Origin of the sequence: Mycobacterium lehmannii (assembly GCF_001499925.1) — a bacterium.
GTDB lineage: Bacteria > Actinomycetota > Actinomycetes > Mycobacteriales > Mycobacteriaceae > Mycobacterium > Mycobacterium lehmannii.
The window spans coordinates 22,623-41,806 of sequence record NZ_LQIR01000067.1; the positions used below are offsets into that span (position 1 = coordinate 22,623).

A 19,184-nucleotide genomic window follows, 5' to 3' on the forward strand; every position below is an offset into this window, starting at 1 on the left:
ATGGGCAGACACCTCACCACGGCGAGGACGCACTTCGGCACCGACACCCGCGGCATGCTCGAAGGCGGTCGCTACGCGATGCTGCACACCCGCAGCCTGGAATTCGACGATCTGCGGCCCTATGTACCGGGCGACGACGTCCGCGACATCGACTGGAAGGCCTCGGCGCGTTCGGGTCATGTGCTGATCAAGCGGTTCGTGTCCGAGAAGCACCACAAGCTGCTGCTCGTCGCGGACGCCGGTCGCAATATGGCGGCCCTCACCCCGAGCGGGGAGTTGAAACGCGATGTGGCCGTGAACATCCTGGGTGCATTCGGGCTCATCACGCTCGGGCGGTCCGACCAGATCGGCATGGTGTTCGGCGACACCCGCGGGTGCGTCAACATCCGGCAGCGCCGCGGCGAAACCCACATCGAAAGCCTGCTGCACAGGTACTACGGTCACGCGTCGCTCGGGACGGGTCGCAGTGACATCGTCTGCCAACTCGATTACGTGGCAACGCATTACCGCCACCCGATGCTGGTCGTAGTGGTCTCCGATGAGCCGGAGGTCGACGACCGGCTGACCGACGCCGTCACCCGGCTGACCGCCCGCCACGACGTGCTGTGGGCGACGGTCTCCGACATGCCCGCCATCGGCGCCAAGGACGACCGGGCCGGATTCGACGTGTCGACCGGCCGGTTCGTGCTCGACACCGCCACGCTCGGTCCGCGGGTGGTCGCGGCGTACCGCAAGGCCGAGCAGGCGCGGGCGCAGCGACTCGACGAGTTCATGACCGCCCGCGCCGTCCCGCATACCAGGATCGGCGGCAGCGGTGAGATCCGCACCCGGCTCGTCGCGCTGACCGAGGTGTTCGCCCGTGCCGGATGACTTGTTGCGGTTCGTCGGTGGGCCGATGCCGTACTCGTCGGGGTGGTTGTGGCTCGGGCTGCTGATCGTGCTATTGGTAATCGCCTGGTACATCGGTGTTTTCGTGTGGACGCTGCCGGCGCAGCAGCTACGGCGCCTTCCCGTGGTGCGATCCCTGCATGCCCGGCTGCTGCGCCGTCGCTTCGCGCGCTGCGTGCAACGCATTGCGGCCGGCCACCGCGACGGCGAGCTCACCGATGCCGAGGCGGGCGCCGCGATGAGCCGCACTCTGCGCAGTTTCCTGCACCAGGCGACCGGAACGCGGGCCCAGTACATGCAGCTCGACGACATCGCATCCGGTGAGCTGGCGCCCGCCGCACCGATGCTCGCCGCACTCGACGACGCGCAGTTCAATGCGGCCTCACCGGTTCGGGTCGACGAGGTCGGCGCGACGACCGAGGAGCTGATCCGCTCGTGGCCCTGACCTGGTGGCCGATCGCAGTCATTGGATTCGCCTGTCTGGCAGGCGCTGTCGCGCTCGCGGTCCTCGTGCCGACCAAGCAGTTGCAGCGACAGTTGCGGCCGTTGGCGAACACCGCCCGTCTCACCCGTCTGCCGGAATACGCGCGGGTGGCGCGGGCGCGAACGGTGTCGATGGTCGTCACGATCGCGCTGCTGGTCTTGTTGTTCGGCGCAGCCGTGCTGGCCAGCGCCCGGCCCAGCGGGTTGTGGTGGTCGCTCGAGGCGTCCGAGGTACCCGAGGACGTCATGTTGTGTGTCGCCGAACCGGTCGACGATCCCAGCACCGGCGCGTTCCTGTCCTATTTCGCGCAGCGCACCGGAGCGTTCGGCACGCAGCGGATCGGGCTGACCTCGGTCAACCGCCGGGTGATCCCGCTGACCCGCGATTACCAGTTCGCGGTCGAAAGACTCGGGGAGGCAGCTGGTCTCGCCGGGCTACCCGACGATTCGGCGCTCACGCCCGCCCAGCGCAACAGCCTCGCGTCGTTCGCCGCGCCCGTGACATACGTGGACTACGCGACCAGCGTCGCCGACGTCCTCGCGCTGTGCGCCGCGGGCTTCCCCTCCCACGAGCCCCCCGGTGAGCGCCGCCGTTCGATCATCTACCTGGGGCCCGGTGAACTTCGCGCCCCGGACGAGGCCCGCCCGTCGCTCTACACCGACCAACAGGTCGCCGAGTTGGTGCAGGAGCGCGGAATCCAGGTCAACGCGCTGGTGTCGTCACCGGGTCCGGTGCGGTCCGTCGTATCGGCCACGAGCGGGCGATACGCACCGATCGGGCCCGACCTGGCGGGTCAACTGGACGGAATCCGCGCGCATCCGCCCGAGGCCGACCGGGCCGCCACCCTCGCAGGATTCCGGGGTGACACCCCGACCGTCCCGCTGGCGATCGCGGTCGCGGTGTCGGCGCTGCTGTGCCTGTCGCTGGCGGTGCTTCGACGATGACGTTCTCCCCCGTCGTACCGCCGGTACTGCTGATCGCGGTCGCTGTCGCCGCGATCGTGCTGCGGCTCATCACCATGCGCCAGCTCGCGCGCAGTGCCGGCCAACGATGGACCACCGTGTGGCGGTGGTCGGCGCTGACGCTCGCCGTGGTGCTGATGCTGATCGCCGCGGCCAGACCGGCCATCGGCGGTGACGCCGAGCAATCGGTCACGACCGGCTCGGACGGCGACACGACGGCCAACGTGTTCCTGATCGTCGACACCTCCGCCGGATCGGCGATCGCCGAGATTCGCGACGACGTCACCGCGCTCATCGACCACTACCCGCAAGCACGGTTTGCACTCATCACGTTCGCCGGGCGCTCCTCGGTGGAATGGCCGCTGTCCGAAGACAACTGGAGCCTCAAGCCGGTGGTCGCGGCGGTGGCCCCCGACACCGCCGGGGCCGAGGTGAACGCGGCCGCGGCCGCGAATGTTCTGCGTTACCAGTTGATCGCGGCGGGCCAGCGCAGCCCGGACGCAGACAACCTGGTGTTCTACTTCGGGTCCGGGGCGCCCGGGTCGCAGGCCCCGCAGGGCGAGTTCGATCCGGTGCCCGGGTCGGTGGACGGCGGGGCGGTGTTCGGTTACGGGGCGACCCGCGACGAGTCGCGTCTGCGGGCCATCGCCGATCAGCTCGGCGTGCCGGTCGTGGCCCGGGACACCTCGCAGGCGGTCACCGAGGCTGCCCCCGATGTCGATGGTGTCTCGTCGGCGCAGGCCGACGCCACCGCCTCCGATCGAACGGACTTGTACTGGTTCTTCACCATGGTGGCCGCGGTGCTGTTGCTGTTCGAGATCTACCTCACGCTGCGCGAGTTCCGCACCAGTCGCGCGGCTCGGCGGGACGAGGTGGTCTGATGCGTCCTTCCCGGTTGCGGCTGCGCCGCCGGTTGCTGCTGTTCTCGGCGCCCGTCGTGATCGTGGCGCTGGCGATCGCGCTCAAGCTCATCTCCACTGTCATGGCGGGTGAGTCCGCGGTGTCGAACTTCGCCGACCGCGACGCCGATGCACTGCGCGGCGATGTCGCGGTGATGGGTCTGCTCAACATCGTCGAACCCGCGAAGGCGCCGTTCGCGGCGGGGACTCTCGCGGTCCTCGACGACCGCCTCGCCGACGCCGACGATCACTTCTCCGAAGCGCTGAGCCGCACTGCGCCGGATCGATCTTGTCCCGTACTGATCAACCTGGAACTCGTGCGCGAGCGCCAGGGCGACATCGACGCGTGGGAGAACCGGCCCGACGCGGCGCGCGACCGGTACCTCAGCGCGCTGGGCCTCGTCGAGAACGCACCCGACGGGTGCTTCGACGGCAACGCCGATCCCGATCCCGAGCGGCGCGCCGTACGCAACGACGCCGCCCCGCGGCTGCAGGCCAAACTGGCCGGTCTGACCGCTGCGCCTCCGGCTCCGCCGCCGCTGGCGCCGCCCCCACCACCGGCGGCGCCGGCCCCCACCCCGGTGGCACCCGACGCCGACACACCCCGGGACGCGTTGCGGCTGGATCCCGGTTCCGGGGATCCGCTGGACAAGCTGCAGCAGGTGCTGCAGGACGCTGCGGGTTAGCCGGTGCTGGTTCCGGTCCAGTACTCCGCGAAGCGGCCGTTTTCGATGCGCAGGATGTCGTTACCGGTGAACCGCTTCGGTCCGTCCTGGGCCGCGCCGGTGCCGATCCACCTGGCCGCCAGCATGTCGCCGTCGACGAACGGCTCGACTTCGATCACGAACTTCAGGTCGCTGAGCATCTGATGGGTCTCCCCGACGACCGCCTGCAGATCGGCAGGCCCTCGGACCTCCCGGCCCGGCCAATGTCCTACGAATTCTTCGGTGACCAGCTCAGCCGCAACGGGATCTCCCGCCCACAATTCGTCTATCCATCGTGTGTATAGCTCTTTAGGCGAAATCATGTTGGTGTCTTACCCGGCCCGGGGCGAGAAACGCAATCTACCGACGAGTACGACATGGGCAAATGGGCGGTAATTGGGGGAACGTCACATCAGCCCAGCGTGTCGAGCAATCGATCGAGGTCATTCTCGTCGTTGTAGAGGTGGATCCGGCGCGGACGGCCCCGGCGCGCACCGATGCGCGGATGCCTGCGGTCATCCTCGAGACGGCGGCTCTTCGCCCCGCAGCCTGGCCTGGAGTTGCTCCCGGTCGCGGCGCCTGCGTTCGTCGAAGGCGGCGATGCTCTCGGTGGCGCGGCGACGAAGAGGGGCGAAGAGCCAGATGCCCAGCGGCAGTGCGATCACCAAGGCGAAGAGCAACGCGACGATGAGCGGGAATTCGCGCAGTCCGAGCAGATGTCCGGCGCCGAGAATCGCTGCCGCGACCGCCGCGACGAGCAGAAGCCGTGCCAGCACATAGGCCAGCACGTCCACCACGAGGCGAGTTCCCTGGCGACCGTCGGACACGAACCGAGCCTACCGATGGCGCGTATATTCGAACCAAGGAGGTTTTGTTCTCGTGGCGTATCTGCTCCTGATTCTCGTGGTGTGCACGCTGGCGTATGTCGGCTGGCGGCTGACCCGAGTGTCTTCGAGCCGTCCGCGCACCCGGGTGATCGGGCCGGACGACGATCCTGAATTCCTGCGTCGGCTCGGCCAGGAGGACAACCCGAGACCGTGACCGCGCGGTTTTAGCGTCGGGCGCCAGGAAATCCGGCCGCGACTTCGGCGGCGAGCTCCAGCAACGCCGCCCTTGTTTCCGCTTTGAGCCGGTCGAGGCTGATCTCGGCGCCTTCCTCGAGGTGCGGATCGAACGGCACCTCGACCACGGCCCGGCACCGTCGGCTGAAGTGGTCGACGACCTTGTCCATGTCGACCTTGCCTGAGCGTGGGCGCACCGCGTTGATCACCGCGATCGAGTTGCGCACCATGTCCTGATGTCCGTGGGCGTCCAGCCAGTCGAGCGTCGCCGACGCGCTGCGGGCCCCGTCGACCGAACCGGAACTGATCACCACCAGCGTGTCGGCCTTGGCCAGCACCGCCGCCATGGCCGAGTGCATCAGCCCCGTGCCGCAGTCGGTGAGCACCAGGCTGTAGAAGCGCTCGAGCACCTCGAGGGTGCGGCTGTAGTCGTCGGAGCTGAACGCCTCCGACACCGCGGGGTCGCTTTCGGAGGCGAGCACCTCCAGCCGGCTCGGGCCCTGGGAGGTGTAGGCGCGGACGTCGCTGTAGGCCTTGATGCCTTTCGCGTCGCGCAGGAGGTGCCGCACCGTGGCCGGGCTCTCGAGGGGCACCTTCTCGCCCAGGGTGCCGCGGTCGGGGTTCGCGTCGACGGCGATGACGCGGTCGCCGCGAAGCGACGCCAGGGTCGCGCCCAACGTCGCGGTGATCGTCGTCTTGCCGACCCCGCCCTTCAGCGACAGCACCGCGATGCGGTGGCACCCGCGCAACGGGCGCTGAATCTCTGCGGTGAGGGCCTGTCGGCGTCGCGCCTTCGGCCCATCACCGAGGTTGATCAATCGAAAAGACCCGTAGTACAGCCACTTGCGCCAGCCCTCGGCAGGCGCGCGTTTGGGTTGTCCGAGCAGCGCGACGGTCGAGAGGTCGAGGTACGGCGCCGGGTCGGCCTCGACGGTATTCGGTGCTGGGGAGACGACCGGAAGGCCGTGCGGCGGCGTGGCGGCGGTCGATTCGGGCGGCGGATCGGCCGCGGGATCGCTGAACCGGCTCTGTGCGCGGAATCCCCCTGGTGCATAGGCGTTTTCAGGCACTATCGCGGGAGGAGCCACGTCCTTGCCGACACCATCCTGGGCGTGGTGCACCGGTTGTTCAGACACGCTGACGGCCCCCCCCCAAGGCTTAGCAAGATTTCGTCGCGGATCTTAGCCAATTCCCGACTCAGCCGACGCCGGCGTAGGAGTGCAGTCCGACGGTGACCAGGTTGATGAAAAAGAGGTTGAACACCATCGCGACGAAGCCGGCGATGTTGATCCACGCGGCCTTCTTGTCGCGCCACGCAGCGGTGGAGCGAGCGTGTAGGTACGCGGCGTAGATGACCCACGCGATGAACGACACGGTCTCCTTGGGGTCCCAGCCCCAGTAACGGCCCCAAGCCTCTTCGGCCCAGATCGCGCCGAAGATGACGCCGAACCCGAACACCGGGAACGCGAAGATCGTGGTGCGGTACGCGATCCGGTCCAAGGTCTGCGCGTCGGGGAGCCTGTCCAGCGCGCGGGTGAGAATGCCGTCGCCCGAGCGACCCTCGGGGTCGGCGAACCGCGACATCTTCAGCAGAAACAGGATGCTGGCGACGCCGGCGACCAGGAACACCCCCGACCCGAGGCTGACCACCGACACGTGGATGGGCAGCCAGTACGACTGCAACGCGGGCATCACCGGCGCGGCGTTGGTGTACAGCCAGCGACCCGAGACGGTCAGCAGGATCAGCACCGGAAGGAGCACGAACACCCACAGCGTCCGGTACTGGCGGCGGCGCAGCACCACCGCGGCGGCGACCAGCCCGCAGAAGCAGGTCAGGTTGATGAACTCGTACATGTTGCCCCAAGGCACCCGCGAGGTGGCCGCACCGCGCAGCACGATGCAGGCAAGCAGCAGGTCGATGCCGAGGTAGGTCAGTGCGAGACCCGCACCGCCGATCCGTTCGTCGAGCGGGCGGCGCCGGGTCTCGGTGACGACGCCCGGTGCGGTGCTGTCGGCGCCCACCCCGCCGGCTGAAGCGGCTCCCCGCCCCGATGTCGCCGCCGCTCCCACGAGCTCTCTGGCATCGGCCTTGCGGCCGCGGCTGTAGGCCAACTCGATCGCGAGCAGCAGTAGCGCACCGACCAGGACCAGCACCGATGAGGTGAACGCCCAGTCCGAGTAGCGGGCCAAACCGACGTCGATCTGCTCGGGGTTCATGTGACCTTCTCTCCTGCGGCGTGCGCCGGCCTCGCGTCGGGAAGGAGGCGCTGCGTCAACCGCTCGAACTCCTCGCCCCACCCCGAGTTGTCGGTGCGCGCCAGCCCGCCCAGCTCGACGGTTACGGTACCCGGCCCGGCGGGGCTGATCCGAATCCAGATCCTGCGCCGGCGCACCACCAGCGACACCAACAGGCCCGCCATCATGGTCATCGCGAACACCAGCACCCACACCTGCGCCGGATCGTGGGAGACCTGGACGTTGATGAACGGCACGGCGCCGTCGAAGCGCACCACGGTGCCGTCGTCGAGCCGCGTCGATTCGCCCGCGCCGAGGTTGACCCGCGCCTTCTTGGTCAGCCGGCCCTGCTCGATCAGGCGGGCGTCGAGGGTGAACAGCGACTGCGGGCGTCCGCTGTCCAGGCCGGTGTCGCCGCGGTAGACGTCGATCGCGACGGCGGGGTCGTTGAGCGCCGGGAAGCTCGAGGACAGCAGCGTGCCGTGCAGCTGTTCGGTGGGGGCGAACAGACCCTGGATCGCGAGCTGGTTCTTGCGACGTTCGTCGGCGTCCGGATAGGTGCCCGCGGGCGGGTCGAATCGCATGGCGCCCGACGACAGGAAGGTGATCTGGTCGTCGGGGCGCCACTGCAATGTCTGCGTGCGCGTCTGTCCGTCGGGGTAGGTCACGGTGAAGGTGGGGGCGTAACCGTGGCCCTGCAGGTAGACGCGGTCACCGCCGACCCGCAGCGGGTGGTTGACCTTCAGGTGGTAGGGCCGCCAGGTGCCCGACTCCAGGTCGGTGCCCGCCTGGTACTCGATGTCGGCGGCGAACGACGTGGCCTGTCCCGTCGGCAGATAGTCGGCGTCGAAGTCGTTGACCCGTAAGCAGATCGGGTACAACGAGGTGCCGTCGACGGTGTTTCCGGCGCGGAACGAGTCGAACGCCGCCGGTGAGGCCGAGCAGAACCCCGGGCCACCGTCGGCGATGACGATGACGTTGCCCTCGTAACCGAACAGCTTGCCCGCCGCCACCGCCACGAGAAGGCCGAGCAGCGAGAAGTGAAACACGATGTTGCCGAACTCGCGCAGATAGCCCTTCTCCGCCGAGATTTCGACGGTTCCGTCGTCTTCACGGGTGACCTTGCGCCATCCGCGCAACCGCGCGTTCACCGTCGCCGCCAGGTCATCCGCCTCACCGGACACCTCGGCGGTGTGGTGTTTGGGCAGCCGACCCAGGTTGCGCGGAGCGGGAACGGGGTTGGCCCGCATACTGCGGAAGTGTTCGATCAGACGTGGGGTGAGGCAGCCCACCAGCGAGATGAACAGCAGCACATAGATTGCGGTGAACCAGAAGCTGGAGAACACGTCGAACGCCTGCAGCCGGTCGAGCCACGGCCCGATGGTCGGGTGCTCGGCGATGTACTGGTCGACCTTGGACTCGTTGAGGCTGCGCTGCGGCAGCAGGGCGCCCGGGATCGCCGCGAGGGCCAGTAGGAACAGCAACACCAGCGCGGTGCCCATCGATGTCAGGGTCCGCCAGGTGTTACGTACCAGCGCAAACACTTTCGTCATATCGGCAGCGTCACATCACTGACGAAGGCGTCCCGCACCCAGGACACGAAGTCTCCCCACAGCCCCGTCACCAGCGCGACGCCGACCAGGATCAGCAGCACGCCGCCGAAGATCTGGATCGTGCGGGTGTTTCTGCGCAACCACGCCAGACCCTGCACTGCGCGCGCCGAGCCGAACGCCAACAGCACGAACGGGATTCCCAGGCCGAGGCAGTAGGCGATGACGAGCGCGACGCCGCGAGCGACGTTGGCGCCGTCGGTGGCCGAGGCGACCGCGATCACGCCGGTCAGGGTGGGGCCGAGGCACGGTGTCCAGCCCAGGGCGAAGACCGCGCCGAGCAGCGGGGCGCCACCGAGCGTCGAGATCTGACGCGGCGTGAAGCGGGCCTCACGCTGTAATGCGGGGATGAATCCGACGAAGGCCAGCCCCATCACGATCGTGACCACACCGCCGATGCGTTGCAGGAGAAGCTGGTTGGTGATCAGCGATGTCGTCATCCCGAGTACGGCGACCGTGCCGAGCACGAACACCACCGTGAACCCGGCGACGAACAATGCGGCCGCGCCTGCGACCCGCAGCCGGGTGGTTCTCGCCGAGACCGACGTTTTGGCGGGTTCTTCCCCCGTATTTCCGCCAGAACGTCGGTCCCGGCGAACCAATACCGGGGTGTGCCCGGGGGCAGCGGTGTCCTCGACGTCGACGACCGCGGCCAGATACGAGAGGTAACCGGGCACCAGCGGCACCACGCACGGCGATGCGAACGACACCAGCCCGGCGAGCGCGCTGACCAGGAGAGCCAACAGAACCGGACCACCGGCGATCAGCTGGTCCACCTGGTCGAGACTCATGTGCCGGCCTTCTCGGGCTCGGCGGCCCCATTCTTCTCGCGCGCAAGGCGTTCCACCACCGGTTGGAGGTCTTCGGCCAGCAGCTCACGCAGGAACACCGCGGCGACGCGATGCTCACGATCCAGGACCACCGTCGAGGGGATCACCGTCGTCGGATAGCGGCCCCCGAACGCGATCATGGTCCGCATCGGCGGGTCATAGATCGACGGGAAGGTGATATCGCGGTCAACGATGAAGTCGCGCGCCGCGATTCGGTTGTTGTCCCGGACGTCGATGCCGAGGAACTGCACACCGAGGTCCTTGGTGGCGTCGTAAACCTGTTGCAGCTCGGTGATCTCGGTTCGGCACGGACCACACCACTGGCCCCACACGTTGAGCACCACCACCTTGCCCGCGAAATCGTCGAGGGAGATGGTCTTGTCGGGGTCCATCAGATCGGGACCGCGAAGCGGGCCGGGGCGGCCACGATCCTGCGGGGGATCGTAGAAGATGTCGGTCTGACCGCCGGGGGCGACGAACTCGAAGGTGCCGCCCTGCGCGACGGCGTCGTCACCGGTGGAGCAGCCCGCCAGCGCGACACATCCGGCGCAGGCCGCGATGACCGCCTGCGCGAAGAGCCGACGGCCGAGCACCACCCACCGACTCACTGCCCGGCCAACTCCGCGTAACCCCAGCCGACGTAGGTGTCCCCGCGGAAGTAGAACGACGTCACCGACGCCAGGTTGCACAGCCGCCGGGTCGGGAAATGGTGCAGCGGTTGACCGGTCATCGATCGACGCAGCGTTTCAACGGGCAGCTGATGGCTGACGCACACCGCCTCGTGGCCGGCTGCTTTGGCCCGGGCACGATGCACGGCAGCGGTCATCCGCTCGGCGATCTCGTGGTACGGCTCCCCCCACGACGGGATGCGCGGGTTGCGCAGATGCCACCAGTTGCGCGGGTCGCGCAGCGCACCGTCGCCCGGCGATACCCGTTGTCCCTGGAAGATGTTCAGCGATTCGATGAGCTCGTCATCGGTGTCGACGGACAGTCCCAGACCCGCCGCGATCGGGGCCGCGGTCTCCTGCGCCCGCTCCAGCGGTGAGGCGACCACGTACACGATGTCGCGCATCGCGAGCCAGTCCGCCACGGCCTGGGCCTGCGCTCGACCCCGCTCGGAGAGGTGGTAGTCGGGAAGTCGACCGTAGAGGATCTTGTCGGGGTTGTGCACTTCACCGTGGCGCATGACGTGCACCACTGTCTTCACGGACTCGGCGGCCCCGGACGGCTTGTCGGTCATGCCGGTTTGACCGCCTCGGCGGCGGCGCGCGCCGCGCCGGGCAGCGCGGCGGCGATGCGGTCGAATGCCTCGTCATCCAAAGCCGTTGACACGAACCACGTCTCGAAAGCACTCGGCGGCGCATACACACCGGCGTCCAACAGCGCATGGAAGAAGGCCGGGAACCGCCACGTCTCCGAGGCCCGCGCCGAGGCGAAGTCGGTGACGGGCTGGTCGGTGAAGAACACGCTGAACATGTTTCCGGCCCGCGACACCGTATGCGCCACACCGGCTTCGGTCAACGCCTGCTCGAGCAGCGCCGTGAGGCGGTCGGCGTTGGCGTCGAGTGTGGCGTACACGGAGTCGTCGGCCGCGCGCAGTGTCGCCAGACCGGCCGCCATCGCGACGGGGTTCCCGGACAACGTGCCGGCCTGATACACCGGCCCCAGCGGGGCCAGCCGCTCCATCACCTCGGCGCGGCCGCCGAACGCCGCCGCGGGCAGCCCGCCACTCATCACCTTGCCGAAGGTGAACAGGTCGGCGTCGACCGGATCGATCCCGTACCAACCGGACCGGCTGACCCGGAAGCCGGTCATCACCTCGTCGACGATCAGCAGGGCGCCGTGGTCGGCCGTGATGCGGCGCAACGCGGCATTGAAACCGTCCTGCGGTGCCACCGTGCCCATGTTGCCCGGACTGGCTTCGGTGATCACGCAGGCGATCTCGTCGCCGAACCGAGTGAAGACCTCGTCGACGGCGGCCACGTTGTTGTAGGGCAGCACGATCGTGTCGGCTGCGGCGGCGCCCGTCACACCCGGCGAGGACGGTAACCCGAGCGTGGCGACACCGGAACCGGCGTCGGCGAGCAGCGCGTCGCTGTGGCCGTGGTAGCAGCCGGAGAACTTCACGATCTTGGCCCGTCCGGTGTAGCCGCGCGCCAGCCGGATCGCACTCATCGTGGACTCGGTGCCGGAGTTCACCAGCCGCAGCCGCTCGACCGGTGTGACCCGGCCGATGATCTCGGCGGCCAATTCCGACTCCGAGGGGGTCGGCGCACCGAAGGACAGGCCGTCGGTCACGACCCGCTGCACCGCGGCGACCACGTCCGGATGCGCATGGCCGAGGATCATCGGTCCCCACGAGCAGACCAGGTCGACGTAGCGGTTGCCGTCGGCGTCGGTCAGCCAGTAACCGTTGGCCGAGGTGATGAACCGAGGGGTGCCGCCGACCGAGGTGAACGCCCGCACGGGTGAGTTCACCCCGCCCGGGATGACGGCCGACGCCTCGGCGAACAACCGCGCCGACACCTCGGTGGTGATCTGGTCAGCACGCATGGCCACCAGTGTCCCAGCCGGGTGCAAACCGTCAACTACAGGGTGTAGTGGTCACCCGCTTGAGCCGCGTGCGGCTTCCGAGTTGGATGGGGGCCATGCAGCTCCCACAGTGGCTCGCCCGGTTCAACCGCCGGGTCACCAATCCGATCCAGCGGTTGTGGGCGGGCTGGGCTCCGTCGATGGGCATCCTCGAGCACACCGGGCGCAAATCGGGTAGGCCCTACCGGACCCCGCTGACGGTGTTCCCGACCCATGACGGGGTGGCCGTTCTGCTCACCTACGGCCCGGACCGGGACTGGTTGAAGAACATCACCGCGGCAGGCGGTGGGCGGATGAGAAGGTATGGCCGGACTTTCGCCGTCCGCGACCCCCGGGTGGTGACGAAAGCCGAGGCGGCGCCGTCGGTCACCGGGTGGATGCGGCCCCTGTTCGGGCTGCTGCCGTTCGACCAGGCCGTCCTGCTGACGCGGGTCTAATCGCGCGGCCGCAGGCGGGCCCGGATCGGGCCCTTGGCGATGGTGGTGAACGGCACGTCGCACTCGAACGTGCTGTCCAGCGATTCGATGCGGGCGGCCCGCACGATCGTGGCCAGCGCCAGCGTCGTCTCCAGCCGTGCGAAGTGTTCGCCGATGCACGGGCGCCCGCCGGCGAGGAACGGCAGAAACTGCCAGCGCTCGCGGTTAGCGGTGTTCTCGGGGCTGAACCGCTCGGGGTCGAAGACCATCGGGTCGGGCCAGAGCGCTGGATCGTGATGCAGTCCGTAGAGCCCGAGCGCCACGAGGGTGCCCGCCTCGACGCGATAACCGTCGACCGCGATGTCGCGGGTGGCCAGCCGGGCCACCCCGGCCGCCGGTGGGCACAGCCGGATCGCCTCGTGCAGCACCTGCACCGTGTACGTCAGCCGGGGCACATCGTCGGGGGTCAGCTCCCGCTCGCCGATGGCTGCGGCCTCCGCGGCGACGCGGTCCTGGATGCCGGGATGACGCCCCAGCGCCCACAACGAGAAGGTGAGCGCAGTCGAGGTGGTGTCGTGCCCGGCGAGCATGAAGATCAGCAGGTCGTTGGAGATGTCGTCGTCCGAGAGCGGCACCCCGGTCTCGGGATCCCTGGCCGCCATCAGCGCCCGCACGAGCGGGGCGTCGCGCGTCGGGTCGTCGCGACATGCGCGCACCATCTCGTCGGTGATCTCCCTCATCTCGGCCACCGCGCGGCGGGCCCGGCGACGAGCGGGCGTGGGTAGCCAGCGCGGCGCCCGCACCGGCCGCAGTGCGCGATCGGCGGTGTAGGAGGACGCGACGTGCATGCAGCGGGCGATGGTGTCGGCGCGCTCGTTGAGGTCGACACCCAGGACCGAATGTCCCAGCGACTGCATCGCAACGCGGCGGCACTCGACGTCGAGGTCGAGCTCGCCGCCCTCGGGCCAGCGGTCGACGAACGCCTGGGCGGCCGCGGACATGTAGCCGCCGAAATTGCGGACGTTCTGCTTGGTGAACACCGGCTGCAGGGCCCGTTTGCGCGGCCGCCACAGCTCGTTGGGCAGCACGAACAGGCTGTCGCCTGCCATGTTGCGGACTTCGTCGTGGTAGATGCATCGCTCAGACGAGCCATCGGGGCGTCCGAGTATGTCGCGCATACCGGCGGGCGACATCACGGCGACGATCGGTTGATACAGCCACTTCGGCGCGACCTGTATGCGCGTGATCGGGCCGCCGGCGTCGCGGATGACGTCCTGGCCGGTGTCGAGCCTGCGGAGAAGTCGGACCAACCGCCAGATCGGCAGCGGGTTCTTCGGCACCAGCGGCAACGCCGAGACGTCGAGCGTGGTGGTCATGTGCAGATCATCGCCCAGGTCGCGGCGGCTCGGCACCGGTACGCGATATTCACGCCGACCAGGTGAGCGGTGCGCCTTCGCCTTTCGTCATCACCGTCCCGGGCATGACCCGGATGCGGTACGGCGTCAACCGCAGCGCGGCGAACTGCTCGGAGGTCGGCCCGTCCTGCCACATCGGGATGATCCGTGGGTCGTAGCCCACCGGTGCGGGGGCGGTGGCGAACTTGTCCCATACCGCGGCCCTGGTTTCGTCGTCGACGTACCACTCGACCAGACACTCCGCGCTGCACGTGTCGTGATTGGTGGTCCAGTAGCTCACCGAGACCTCGGGGTGTTCCGCGAGGTGGTTCTTCTTCACCGGCGACGGCACGGTGGCGATCCAGCCGAGGAGATCGGTCCCGTCCCACTCCCAGAACGGATGCAGGATGCGGGTGCGCGGCCGGCCGTTTGCGTCGACAGTGGCCACCGAGGCCCACACGATCGAGTGGGCCATGTCAACGAACGCCGGCGCGATCTGTTCCAGAGGGGTCACGGTTGCCTAGCGTAGGCACGCGACCGCTCGGCCAGTCAGGTGCCGCCGCCCTCGGATGCTTCGCTGCCCGCAGATTCCTTGCTGAACTTCGGGTTTCCGTCATCGTCGAGCCAGTCGTTCACCGCGGTACCCGCGACGGCGCCGCCGCTGCCCGGCATCTTCGTGGTCGGCCTTTCTTCTTCGTACGCCTTGTGCATCTCTTTGGCCTTTTCCCGATGCTCGTCGGTCACTTCGGGTTTCTCGGTGGGCGGCGGCGTTTCCTGCTCGCTGGTGACCTGGTGGTGTTCGTCGGTCTCCGGTTCAGCCTTGCGCTGCTCCTCGATGAACCCTTCGTTCTCCTGGCCTTGTTCGCTGGTCATGGACCATGACTGCCCGGAGAGCCGAAATACGAAACGCAGTTCGCCTAACCGGTGGGCACGGTTCGCAAAGCCGTGGGCAGGCTGGGGAGGAAGTGTTTGCGAGCGAAAGCACGAACGTCGTCGGCTGACTCAAGGGGCTGAGAGCTGGGCAGCAGCAACACCATCACCGCATACCGCAGGATTGTGTCGGCCAATTCCTCGACGGTCTCTTCGCCGATCCGCTCGGCGAACCCGGCGGGGAAGATCACCCGCAGCGCTGCGGCCATCCGGGTGATCGCGGCGTCGTAGTGTGTGCGGGCCAGTTCGAGCAGCAGCGCGGGATCGTCGGTCAATATCCGGTACAGCACGCGGTGGCGACGGAACTTCAGGATCGACAGGGTGAACGCCTCGACGTAATAGTTCGATTGCGGCCCAACGCGTTTGACCTCTTCGGCGATGTCAGCGAACAGCGCGATGTTCTCGCGTTCGATCACCGCGGCCACGAGCTCGTCGCGGTTGGCGAACCGGCGGTAGATCGTGGTCCGGCTGACGCCTGCGCGGCGGGCGACGTCGTCGAGTGCGACCCGCCGGAAGCCGTGCCGCTCGAACTCGATGACGGCGGCGTCCAGGATGGCTTCCGTCGCGGGCGACGAATCAGGCCCTGTCGCGGGCGACGAATCGGGCCCGTTGGCCGGGTCAGGCCCGTTGGCCGGGTCAGGCCCGGGCATAACCCTTTTGGGCGTAGCTGTTGTAGCGCCAACTCATGGGCAGACGATCCCACACCCAGTTGACCGGGCGCGACCGCCACAACGCCGCGAACCGTTGGTAGCGGCGCTCCTGGCGTTCACTCCACGGCAGTTGCAGCAGCTCGCGCGCGCGGGGCGGCAGGCCGCCGGTGGTCAGGAACGCCGCGAGCGGATTGAACACCGGCGCGATCAGCTTCCAGGCCCACGCGGGAACACCCTTGGGGCGCGGGAAACCCTTCGTGACGTAGCCGACGCCGTAGACGGCGGTCTTGTGTGCGACGACGATCTCGTCGAGCATGCGGTCCCAGTACCGTTCGAACTCGTGGTAGGTGGCGGGCATCGGCCGGTCGCTCACACCGTAGCGGCGGTACCACGTCTTGGACTCGAGATAGATCTGCTCCTTCTCCTCGCGGCTCAGCCGCTTGACGAAGGTGTCGGCGAAGTACAGCACCTGCTCGACGAACGTCGCGTGCGCCCAGAAGTAGGTCTCCGGATCCAGGGCGTGGTACCGGGCGCCGTCGGGCATCTTCCCCTTGATGTCGGTGTGGAAGTCGCGCACCTGGGTGCCCGGGTGGTCCTCATCGGAGCCGTAGACCGTGTTGAAGATCGGCGGCAGCGAGCGCTTGACCCGCGCGGCGGTGTCGTCGAAGAACACGGAGTGGTCGAGCACGCCCTGGCCGAGTTCGGCCAGCATGTTCTGCAGCACCGCGGGGCGCGGCCCGATCAGGTACATCCGGTTGTCCCCGAAGTAGCGCCACACCAGCGACTGCGGGCCCAGCGGCAGCGCATCGTCGACGGGCCTGTCTGTCTCCACCAACTCGGTCATACGACACAGTGTTACAAAATTTGCACTTTGTACCAAGCGGCTGTGAGCGGCCTCTCACTTCCCGCGAGCGGCCTGTTTTGGACGGGATCGCCCGGCGTGTCACGTGCAAACGCGGTCACTCGCGGCGCGAAGGGGCAGCGCGCCGATCGCGGCGCCAATGGGCGATGGTCAGCACCACGAACACACCGGCGACCGCCGCCAGAAGCAGCGCAAGTCCCACCATCGGCGCGCTGTACTCGACCGAGGTTGTCTGCGGTTCGCCTTCGAGCACCGGCGGGACCGCGACCGTCGTCTTGGCCGCAAGCCAGCTCAGCACGCTGCCCACCGCAGCGGCGACGGCCAGCACCAGCTCGAGCGCTGCGCGGACCGTCATGCCGGCGGAATGCGCTCTTCGATGAGCTGGGTCAACGTCTGCCGCAGCGTTTGATGCTTGCGGGCCCACGCCTGCGCGGTGCGGTCGTTGGTCATCTTCAGCCCGATACCCGTGCGGCCGCGCGGCACACCGGTGAGCTCGCCCAGCGCCCGCGCCGACTGCCATTTCGGCGGCTCCGAACCGGTCGCCTCGGGATAGACGCGGACGATCTCGTCGGTACCGATGCGCTCGGTGCCCTGCCGCAGCGTCTCGGGCGTCAACTCGACCGAGGTGTGGATACGGGCGGCCTTGACCTGTATCGCGAGGAAGCCGCTGACGAGCACCAGGAACATCCCGGGAACCACCCACTGGAACCCGTAGCCGGCTGACGCCTGGATCAATCCCATCGCGATCGCCGCGGCGGGCCCGGCGGCCAACCACCACCAACTGGCCCCCTGCTCGTAGAACAGCACCTGCGGCGCGGTCTGCTTATCGGTCACGTCGCTTCCCCCTGCGCGTTCGCGCTCGGCCGGGTGATCAGGACGGCGCCCGCGAGCAGGGGCAGCACCGCGAGCACCGTCACGATGTGCACGACGCCGCGCATCGCGAGCAGCACCACGAATACGACGATGGTCAGCGCCAACGCGACGCCGGCCCGGCGGAACCGGGCATCGCCCGCGCGGCTGCGGCCCGCGAGGAACGCCATTCCTACGCCGGCGACGGCGGTGAGGACCCCCGCGCCGCGAAACAGCGGCGGCAGGTTTACCGAGGCGGCGATCAGCCCGCCCAGCATCAACATCACCGCGGCGACGACCCAGCACCAGAAGGCGGCGGTGACGACGCGGGCTCGCGGCGCAGGAGCGGTCATGGTCGGGTCAGCCTATCGGGTCACCGCGTGAAGTAGTCGTTGGCGTCTTTACGGTGCAACAGGTACACACCGCCCACGATCAGCACCGAGCCGAGGATGGCGGTGACGGCGTAGGCGAGCGCGGCCGCCGGCGGCCGTTCCTCGCCGAACAGGCTGCTCACGGCGTACACGACCGCCGCGACACCTGCGCCGGTCAGCACGGTGCGGGCCCACCGGTACCCCTGGCGCATCAGGAATTGGAACGTCAGCGCCACGGCGCCGAGGATCACGATGAACACCGCCGAGAGGGCCAGCACCGGTGCGGGCAGGCCGTCGGCGCGTTCGCTGACCAGCAGGTCGACGACCTGGCCGACGACCATCAGGACGAGCGCGACCACCCAGAGCCAGAAGCCGGTGTCGACGTCGTCCGGGCGGCCACCCGACTCGGGCTGCTGGCCGGCCTCATCCGGGTGGCCCTGCGGTTCCGGATTCACGCCAGCCAACCGGCGACGTCGGCCGCCCAGTACGTCAGCACGATGTCTGCCCCGGCCCGCCGGATGCTGGTCAGCGTCTCCAGAGCCACCGCCTGTAGGTCGATCCAGCCGTTGGCGGCTGCGGCGCTGATCATCGAGTACTCACCGGAGACCTGGTAGGCGGCCACGGGCACCGGCGACAGGTCGGCGGCCGCGCGCACCACGTCGAGGTAGCCCATCGCGGGCTTGACCATGACGATGTCGGCGCCTTCGTCGATGTCGAGTTCCACCTCGTGCAACGCCTCGCGCGCGTTGCCCGGATTCTGTTGGTACGTGCGACGATCGCCGCGCAGGCTCGATCCCACCGCTTCCCGGAACGGCCCGTAGAAACCGGAGGCGAACTTCGCGGCGTACGCCAGGATGACGGTGTCGGTGTGCCCGGCGGCGTCCAGCCCGTCGCGGATCGCGGCCACCTGGCCGTCCATCATTCCGCTCGGCCCGACCACGTGTGCGCCCGAATCCGCCTGCGCCACAGCGAGTTCCACGTAGCGCTTGTTGGTCAGGTCATTATCAACCCGGCCCGACGCGTCCACGATTCCGCAGTGGCCGTGGTCGGTGAACTCGTCGAGGCAGGTGTCGGCCATCAGCACGGTGTCGTCACCGAGGTCACTCGCCAGGTCGCGCAGGGCGACGTTGAGGATGCCGTCTTCGGCGACGGCGACGGAGCCGGTGGGATCCTTGTCCGCGTCGCGCGGCACGCCGAACAGCATCAGGCCACCCACACCGGCGGCCACCGCGTCGGCGGCGGCGCGGCGCAGCGAGTCGCGGGTGTGTTGGACGACGCCGGGCATCGACGAGATCTGGCGTGGCTCGTCGATACCGTCGGCGACGAACATCGGCAACACGAGTTGCCGTGGCTCCAAGGTGGTTTCGGCGACGAGTCGCCGCAGCGCCGGAGTCGTGCGCAGCCTGCGGGGGCGATGCCTAGGAAAGCCCATGCAAACCCACCTTCG

General features: G+C 68.6%; 26 protein-coding genes. 7 read left to right on the forward strand and 19 right to left on the reverse strand.

All coding sequences use genetic code 11. The annotated features are described in order from the left end of the window. The 5 genes from AU192_RS22045 to AU192_RS22065 are packed head-to-tail and all read left to right on the forward strand — an operon-like array spanning nt 1 to nt 3,919. Entirely contained in the window at nt 1-870 is an 870-nt protein-coding gene (locus AU192_RS22045; RefSeq protein ID WP_064399661.1) for a DUF58 domain-containing protein, read from the forward strand. After that, nucleotides 860-1,333, forward strand: coding sequence for a hypothetical protein (locus tag AU192_RS22050; protein ID WP_064399662.1), 474 nt, complete (start codon nt 860-862; stop codon nt 1,331-1,333). Before AU192_RS22045 ends, AU192_RS22050 begins: the two co-directional genes overlap by 11 nt. Beyond that, the gene (locus AU192_RS22055) at nt 1,324-2,316 is read left to right on the forward strand and encodes a hypothetical protein (protein WP_064399663.1); all 993 of its coding nucleotides are present in this window, start codon (nt 1,324-1,326) and stop codon (nt 2,314-2,316) included. The genes AU192_RS22050 and AU192_RS22055 overlap by 10 nt, the downstream gene beginning before the upstream one ends. Next, nucleotides 2,313-3,215, forward strand: a complete 903-nt coding sequence (locus AU192_RS22060; RefSeq protein ID WP_064399664.1) for a vWA domain-containing protein — start codon at nt 2,313-2,315, stop codon at nt 3,213-3,215. The genes AU192_RS22055 and AU192_RS22060 overlap by 4 nt, the downstream gene beginning before the upstream one ends. After that, nucleotides 3,215-3,919, forward strand: coding sequence for a hypothetical protein (locus AU192_RS22065; RefSeq protein WP_064399665.1), 705 nt, complete (start codon nt 3,215-3,217; stop codon nt 3,917-3,919). The genes AU192_RS22060 and AU192_RS22065 overlap by 1 nt, the downstream gene beginning before the upstream one ends. On the opposite strand, the gene AU192_RS22070 is transcribed toward AU192_RS22065, so the two are convergent. Next, on the reverse strand, nt 3,916-4,260 hold the full coding sequence (locus AU192_RS22070) for an ester cyclase (RefSeq protein WP_064399666.1): 345 nt from the start codon (nt 4,258-4,260) through the stop codon (nt 3,916-3,918). The two genes, AU192_RS22065 and AU192_RS22070, sit on opposite strands and share 4 nt — an antisense overlap. A gap of 192 nt (nt 4,261-4,452) precedes the next feature. Further along, the gene (locus AU192_RS22075; RefSeq protein ID WP_064399667.1) at nt 4,453-4,764 is read right to left on the reverse strand and encodes a DUF4229 domain-containing protein; all 312 of its coding nucleotides are present in this window, start codon (nt 4,762-4,764) and stop codon (nt 4,453-4,455) included. 52 nt (nt 4,765-4,816) lie between these two features. Between AU192_RS22075 and AU192_RS25760 the strand changes: the two genes are divergently transcribed. Beyond that, nucleotides 4,817-4,978, forward strand: coding sequence for a hypothetical protein (locus AU192_RS25760; protein WP_094287833.1), 162 nt, complete (start codon nt 4,817-4,819; stop codon nt 4,976-4,978). 10 nt (nt 4,979-4,988) lie between these two features. Here AU192_RS25760 and AU192_RS22080 read toward each other — a convergent pair whose 3' ends face one another. From AU192_RS22080 to hemL, 7 genes are all read right to left on the reverse strand, one after another. After that, on the reverse strand, nt 4,989-6,086 hold the full coding sequence (locus AU192_RS22080; protein WP_423202729.1) for a MinD/ParA family ATP-binding protein: 1,098 nt from the start codon (nt 6,084-6,086) through the stop codon (nt 4,989-4,991). Between the two features lie 109 nt (nt 6,087-6,195). After that, nucleotides 6,196-7,215: a c-type cytochrome biogenesis protein CcsB gene (gene ccsB / locus AU192_RS22085; protein ID WP_064399668.1), complete on the reverse strand. Its 1,020-nt coding sequence runs from the start codon at nt 7,213-7,215 to the stop codon at nt 6,196-6,198. Then, nucleotides 7,212-8,786, reverse strand: coding sequence for a cytochrome c biogenesis protein ResB (gene resB, locus AU192_RS22090; protein WP_064399669.1), 1,575 nt, complete (start codon nt 8,784-8,786; stop codon nt 7,212-7,214). Before resB ends, ccsB begins: the two co-directional genes overlap by 4 nt. Further along, nucleotides 8,783-9,634, reverse strand: coding sequence for a cytochrome c biogenesis CcdA family protein (locus AU192_RS22095; protein WP_064399670.1), 852 nt, complete (start codon nt 9,632-9,634; stop codon nt 8,783-8,785). Before AU192_RS22095 ends, resB begins: the two co-directional genes overlap by 4 nt. After that, nucleotides 9,631-10,281: a TlpA disulfide reductase family protein gene (locus AU192_RS22100; protein ID WP_082693776.1), complete on the reverse strand. Its 651-nt coding sequence runs from the start codon at nt 10,279-10,281 to the stop codon at nt 9,631-9,633. The genes AU192_RS22095 and AU192_RS22100 overlap by 4 nt, the downstream gene beginning before the upstream one ends. Then, nucleotides 10,278-10,913 carry a histidine phosphatase family protein gene (locus AU192_RS22105; RefSeq protein WP_064399671.1) on the reverse strand — a complete coding sequence of 212 codons (636 nt, stop codon included), beginning with the start codon at nt 10,911-10,913 and terminating at the stop codon, nt 10,278-10,280. Before AU192_RS22105 ends, AU192_RS22100 begins: the two co-directional genes overlap by 4 nt. After that, entirely contained in the window at nt 10,910-12,226 is a 1,317-nt protein-coding gene (gene hemL, locus AU192_RS22110; RefSeq protein WP_064399851.1) for a glutamate-1-semialdehyde 2,1-aminomutase, read from the reverse strand. The genes AU192_RS22105 and hemL overlap by 4 nt, the downstream gene beginning before the upstream one ends. A gap of 95 nt (nt 12,227-12,321) precedes the next feature. Here hemL and AU192_RS22115 point away from each other — a divergent pair, with 95 nt between their 5' ends. Beyond that, the gene (locus AU192_RS22115; RefSeq protein WP_064399672.1) at nt 12,322-12,702 is read left to right on the forward strand and encodes a nitroreductase family deazaflavin-dependent oxidoreductase; all 381 of its coding nucleotides are present in this window, start codon (nt 12,322-12,324) and stop codon (nt 12,700-12,702) included. Here AU192_RS22115 and AU192_RS22120 read toward each other — a convergent pair. The 10 genes from AU192_RS22120 to hemB all read right to left on the reverse strand — a co-directional run bounded on the left by AU192_RS22120 (nt 12,699) and on the right by hemB (nt 19,169). After that, nucleotides 12,699-14,057 carry a cytochrome P450 gene (locus AU192_RS22120; RefSeq protein WP_064399852.1) on the reverse strand — a complete coding sequence of 453 codons (1,359 nt, stop codon included), beginning with the start codon at nt 14,055-14,057 and terminating at the stop codon, nt 12,699-12,701. The two genes, AU192_RS22115 and AU192_RS22120, sit on opposite strands and share 4 nt — an antisense overlap. Before the next feature lie 49 nt (nt 14,058-14,106). Beyond that, nucleotides 14,107-14,589: a pyridoxamine 5'-phosphate oxidase family protein gene (locus AU192_RS22125; RefSeq protein ID WP_064399673.1), complete on the reverse strand. Its 483-nt coding sequence runs from the start codon at nt 14,587-14,589 to the stop codon at nt 14,107-14,109. A gap of 35 nt (nt 14,590-14,624) precedes the next feature. Beyond that, entirely contained in the window at nt 14,625-14,948 is a 324-nt protein-coding gene (locus tag AU192_RS22130) for a hypothetical protein (protein WP_064399674.1), read from the reverse strand. A gap of 44 nt (nt 14,949-14,992) precedes the next feature. Beyond that, on the reverse strand, nt 14,993-15,655 hold the full coding sequence (locus tag AU192_RS22135; RefSeq protein WP_082695106.1) for a TetR/AcrR family transcriptional regulator: 663 nt from the start codon (nt 15,653-15,655) through the stop codon (nt 14,993-14,995). Next, nucleotides 15,642-16,499, reverse strand: a complete 858-nt coding sequence (locus AU192_RS22140) for an oxygenase MpaB family protein (protein WP_064399675.1) — start codon at nt 16,497-16,499, stop codon at nt 15,642-15,644. The genes AU192_RS22135 and AU192_RS22140 overlap by 14 nt, the downstream gene beginning before the upstream one ends. A 115-nt stretch (nt 16,500-16,614) precedes the next feature. After that, nucleotides 16,615-16,872, reverse strand: coding sequence for a hypothetical protein (locus AU192_RS22145; protein WP_064399676.1), 258 nt, complete (start codon nt 16,870-16,872; stop codon nt 16,615-16,617). Continuing rightward, nucleotides 16,869-17,351: a DUF3093 family protein gene (locus AU192_RS22150; protein WP_064399677.1), complete on the reverse strand. Its 483-nt coding sequence runs from the start codon at nt 17,349-17,351 to the stop codon at nt 16,869-16,871. The genes AU192_RS22145 and AU192_RS22150 overlap by 4 nt, the downstream gene beginning before the upstream one ends. Then, a complete protein-coding gene (locus tag AU192_RS22155) occupies nt 17,348-17,719 on the reverse strand; it encodes a hypothetical protein (protein WP_064399678.1) in 372 nt (123 codons plus the stop codon). The genes AU192_RS22150 and AU192_RS22155 overlap by 4 nt, the downstream gene beginning before the upstream one ends. A 20-nt stretch (nt 17,720-17,739) precedes the next feature. Beyond that, nucleotides 17,740-18,192, reverse strand: a complete 453-nt coding sequence (locus tag AU192_RS22160; RefSeq protein WP_064399679.1) for a hypothetical protein — start codon at nt 18,190-18,192, stop codon at nt 17,740-17,742. Next, entirely contained in the window at nt 18,189-19,169 is a 981-nt protein-coding gene (hemB, locus tag AU192_RS22165) for a porphobilinogen synthase (RefSeq protein WP_064399680.1), read from the reverse strand. Before hemB ends, AU192_RS22160 begins: the two co-directional genes overlap by 4 nt. Nucleotides 19,170-19,184 lie beyond the last annotated feature (15 nt).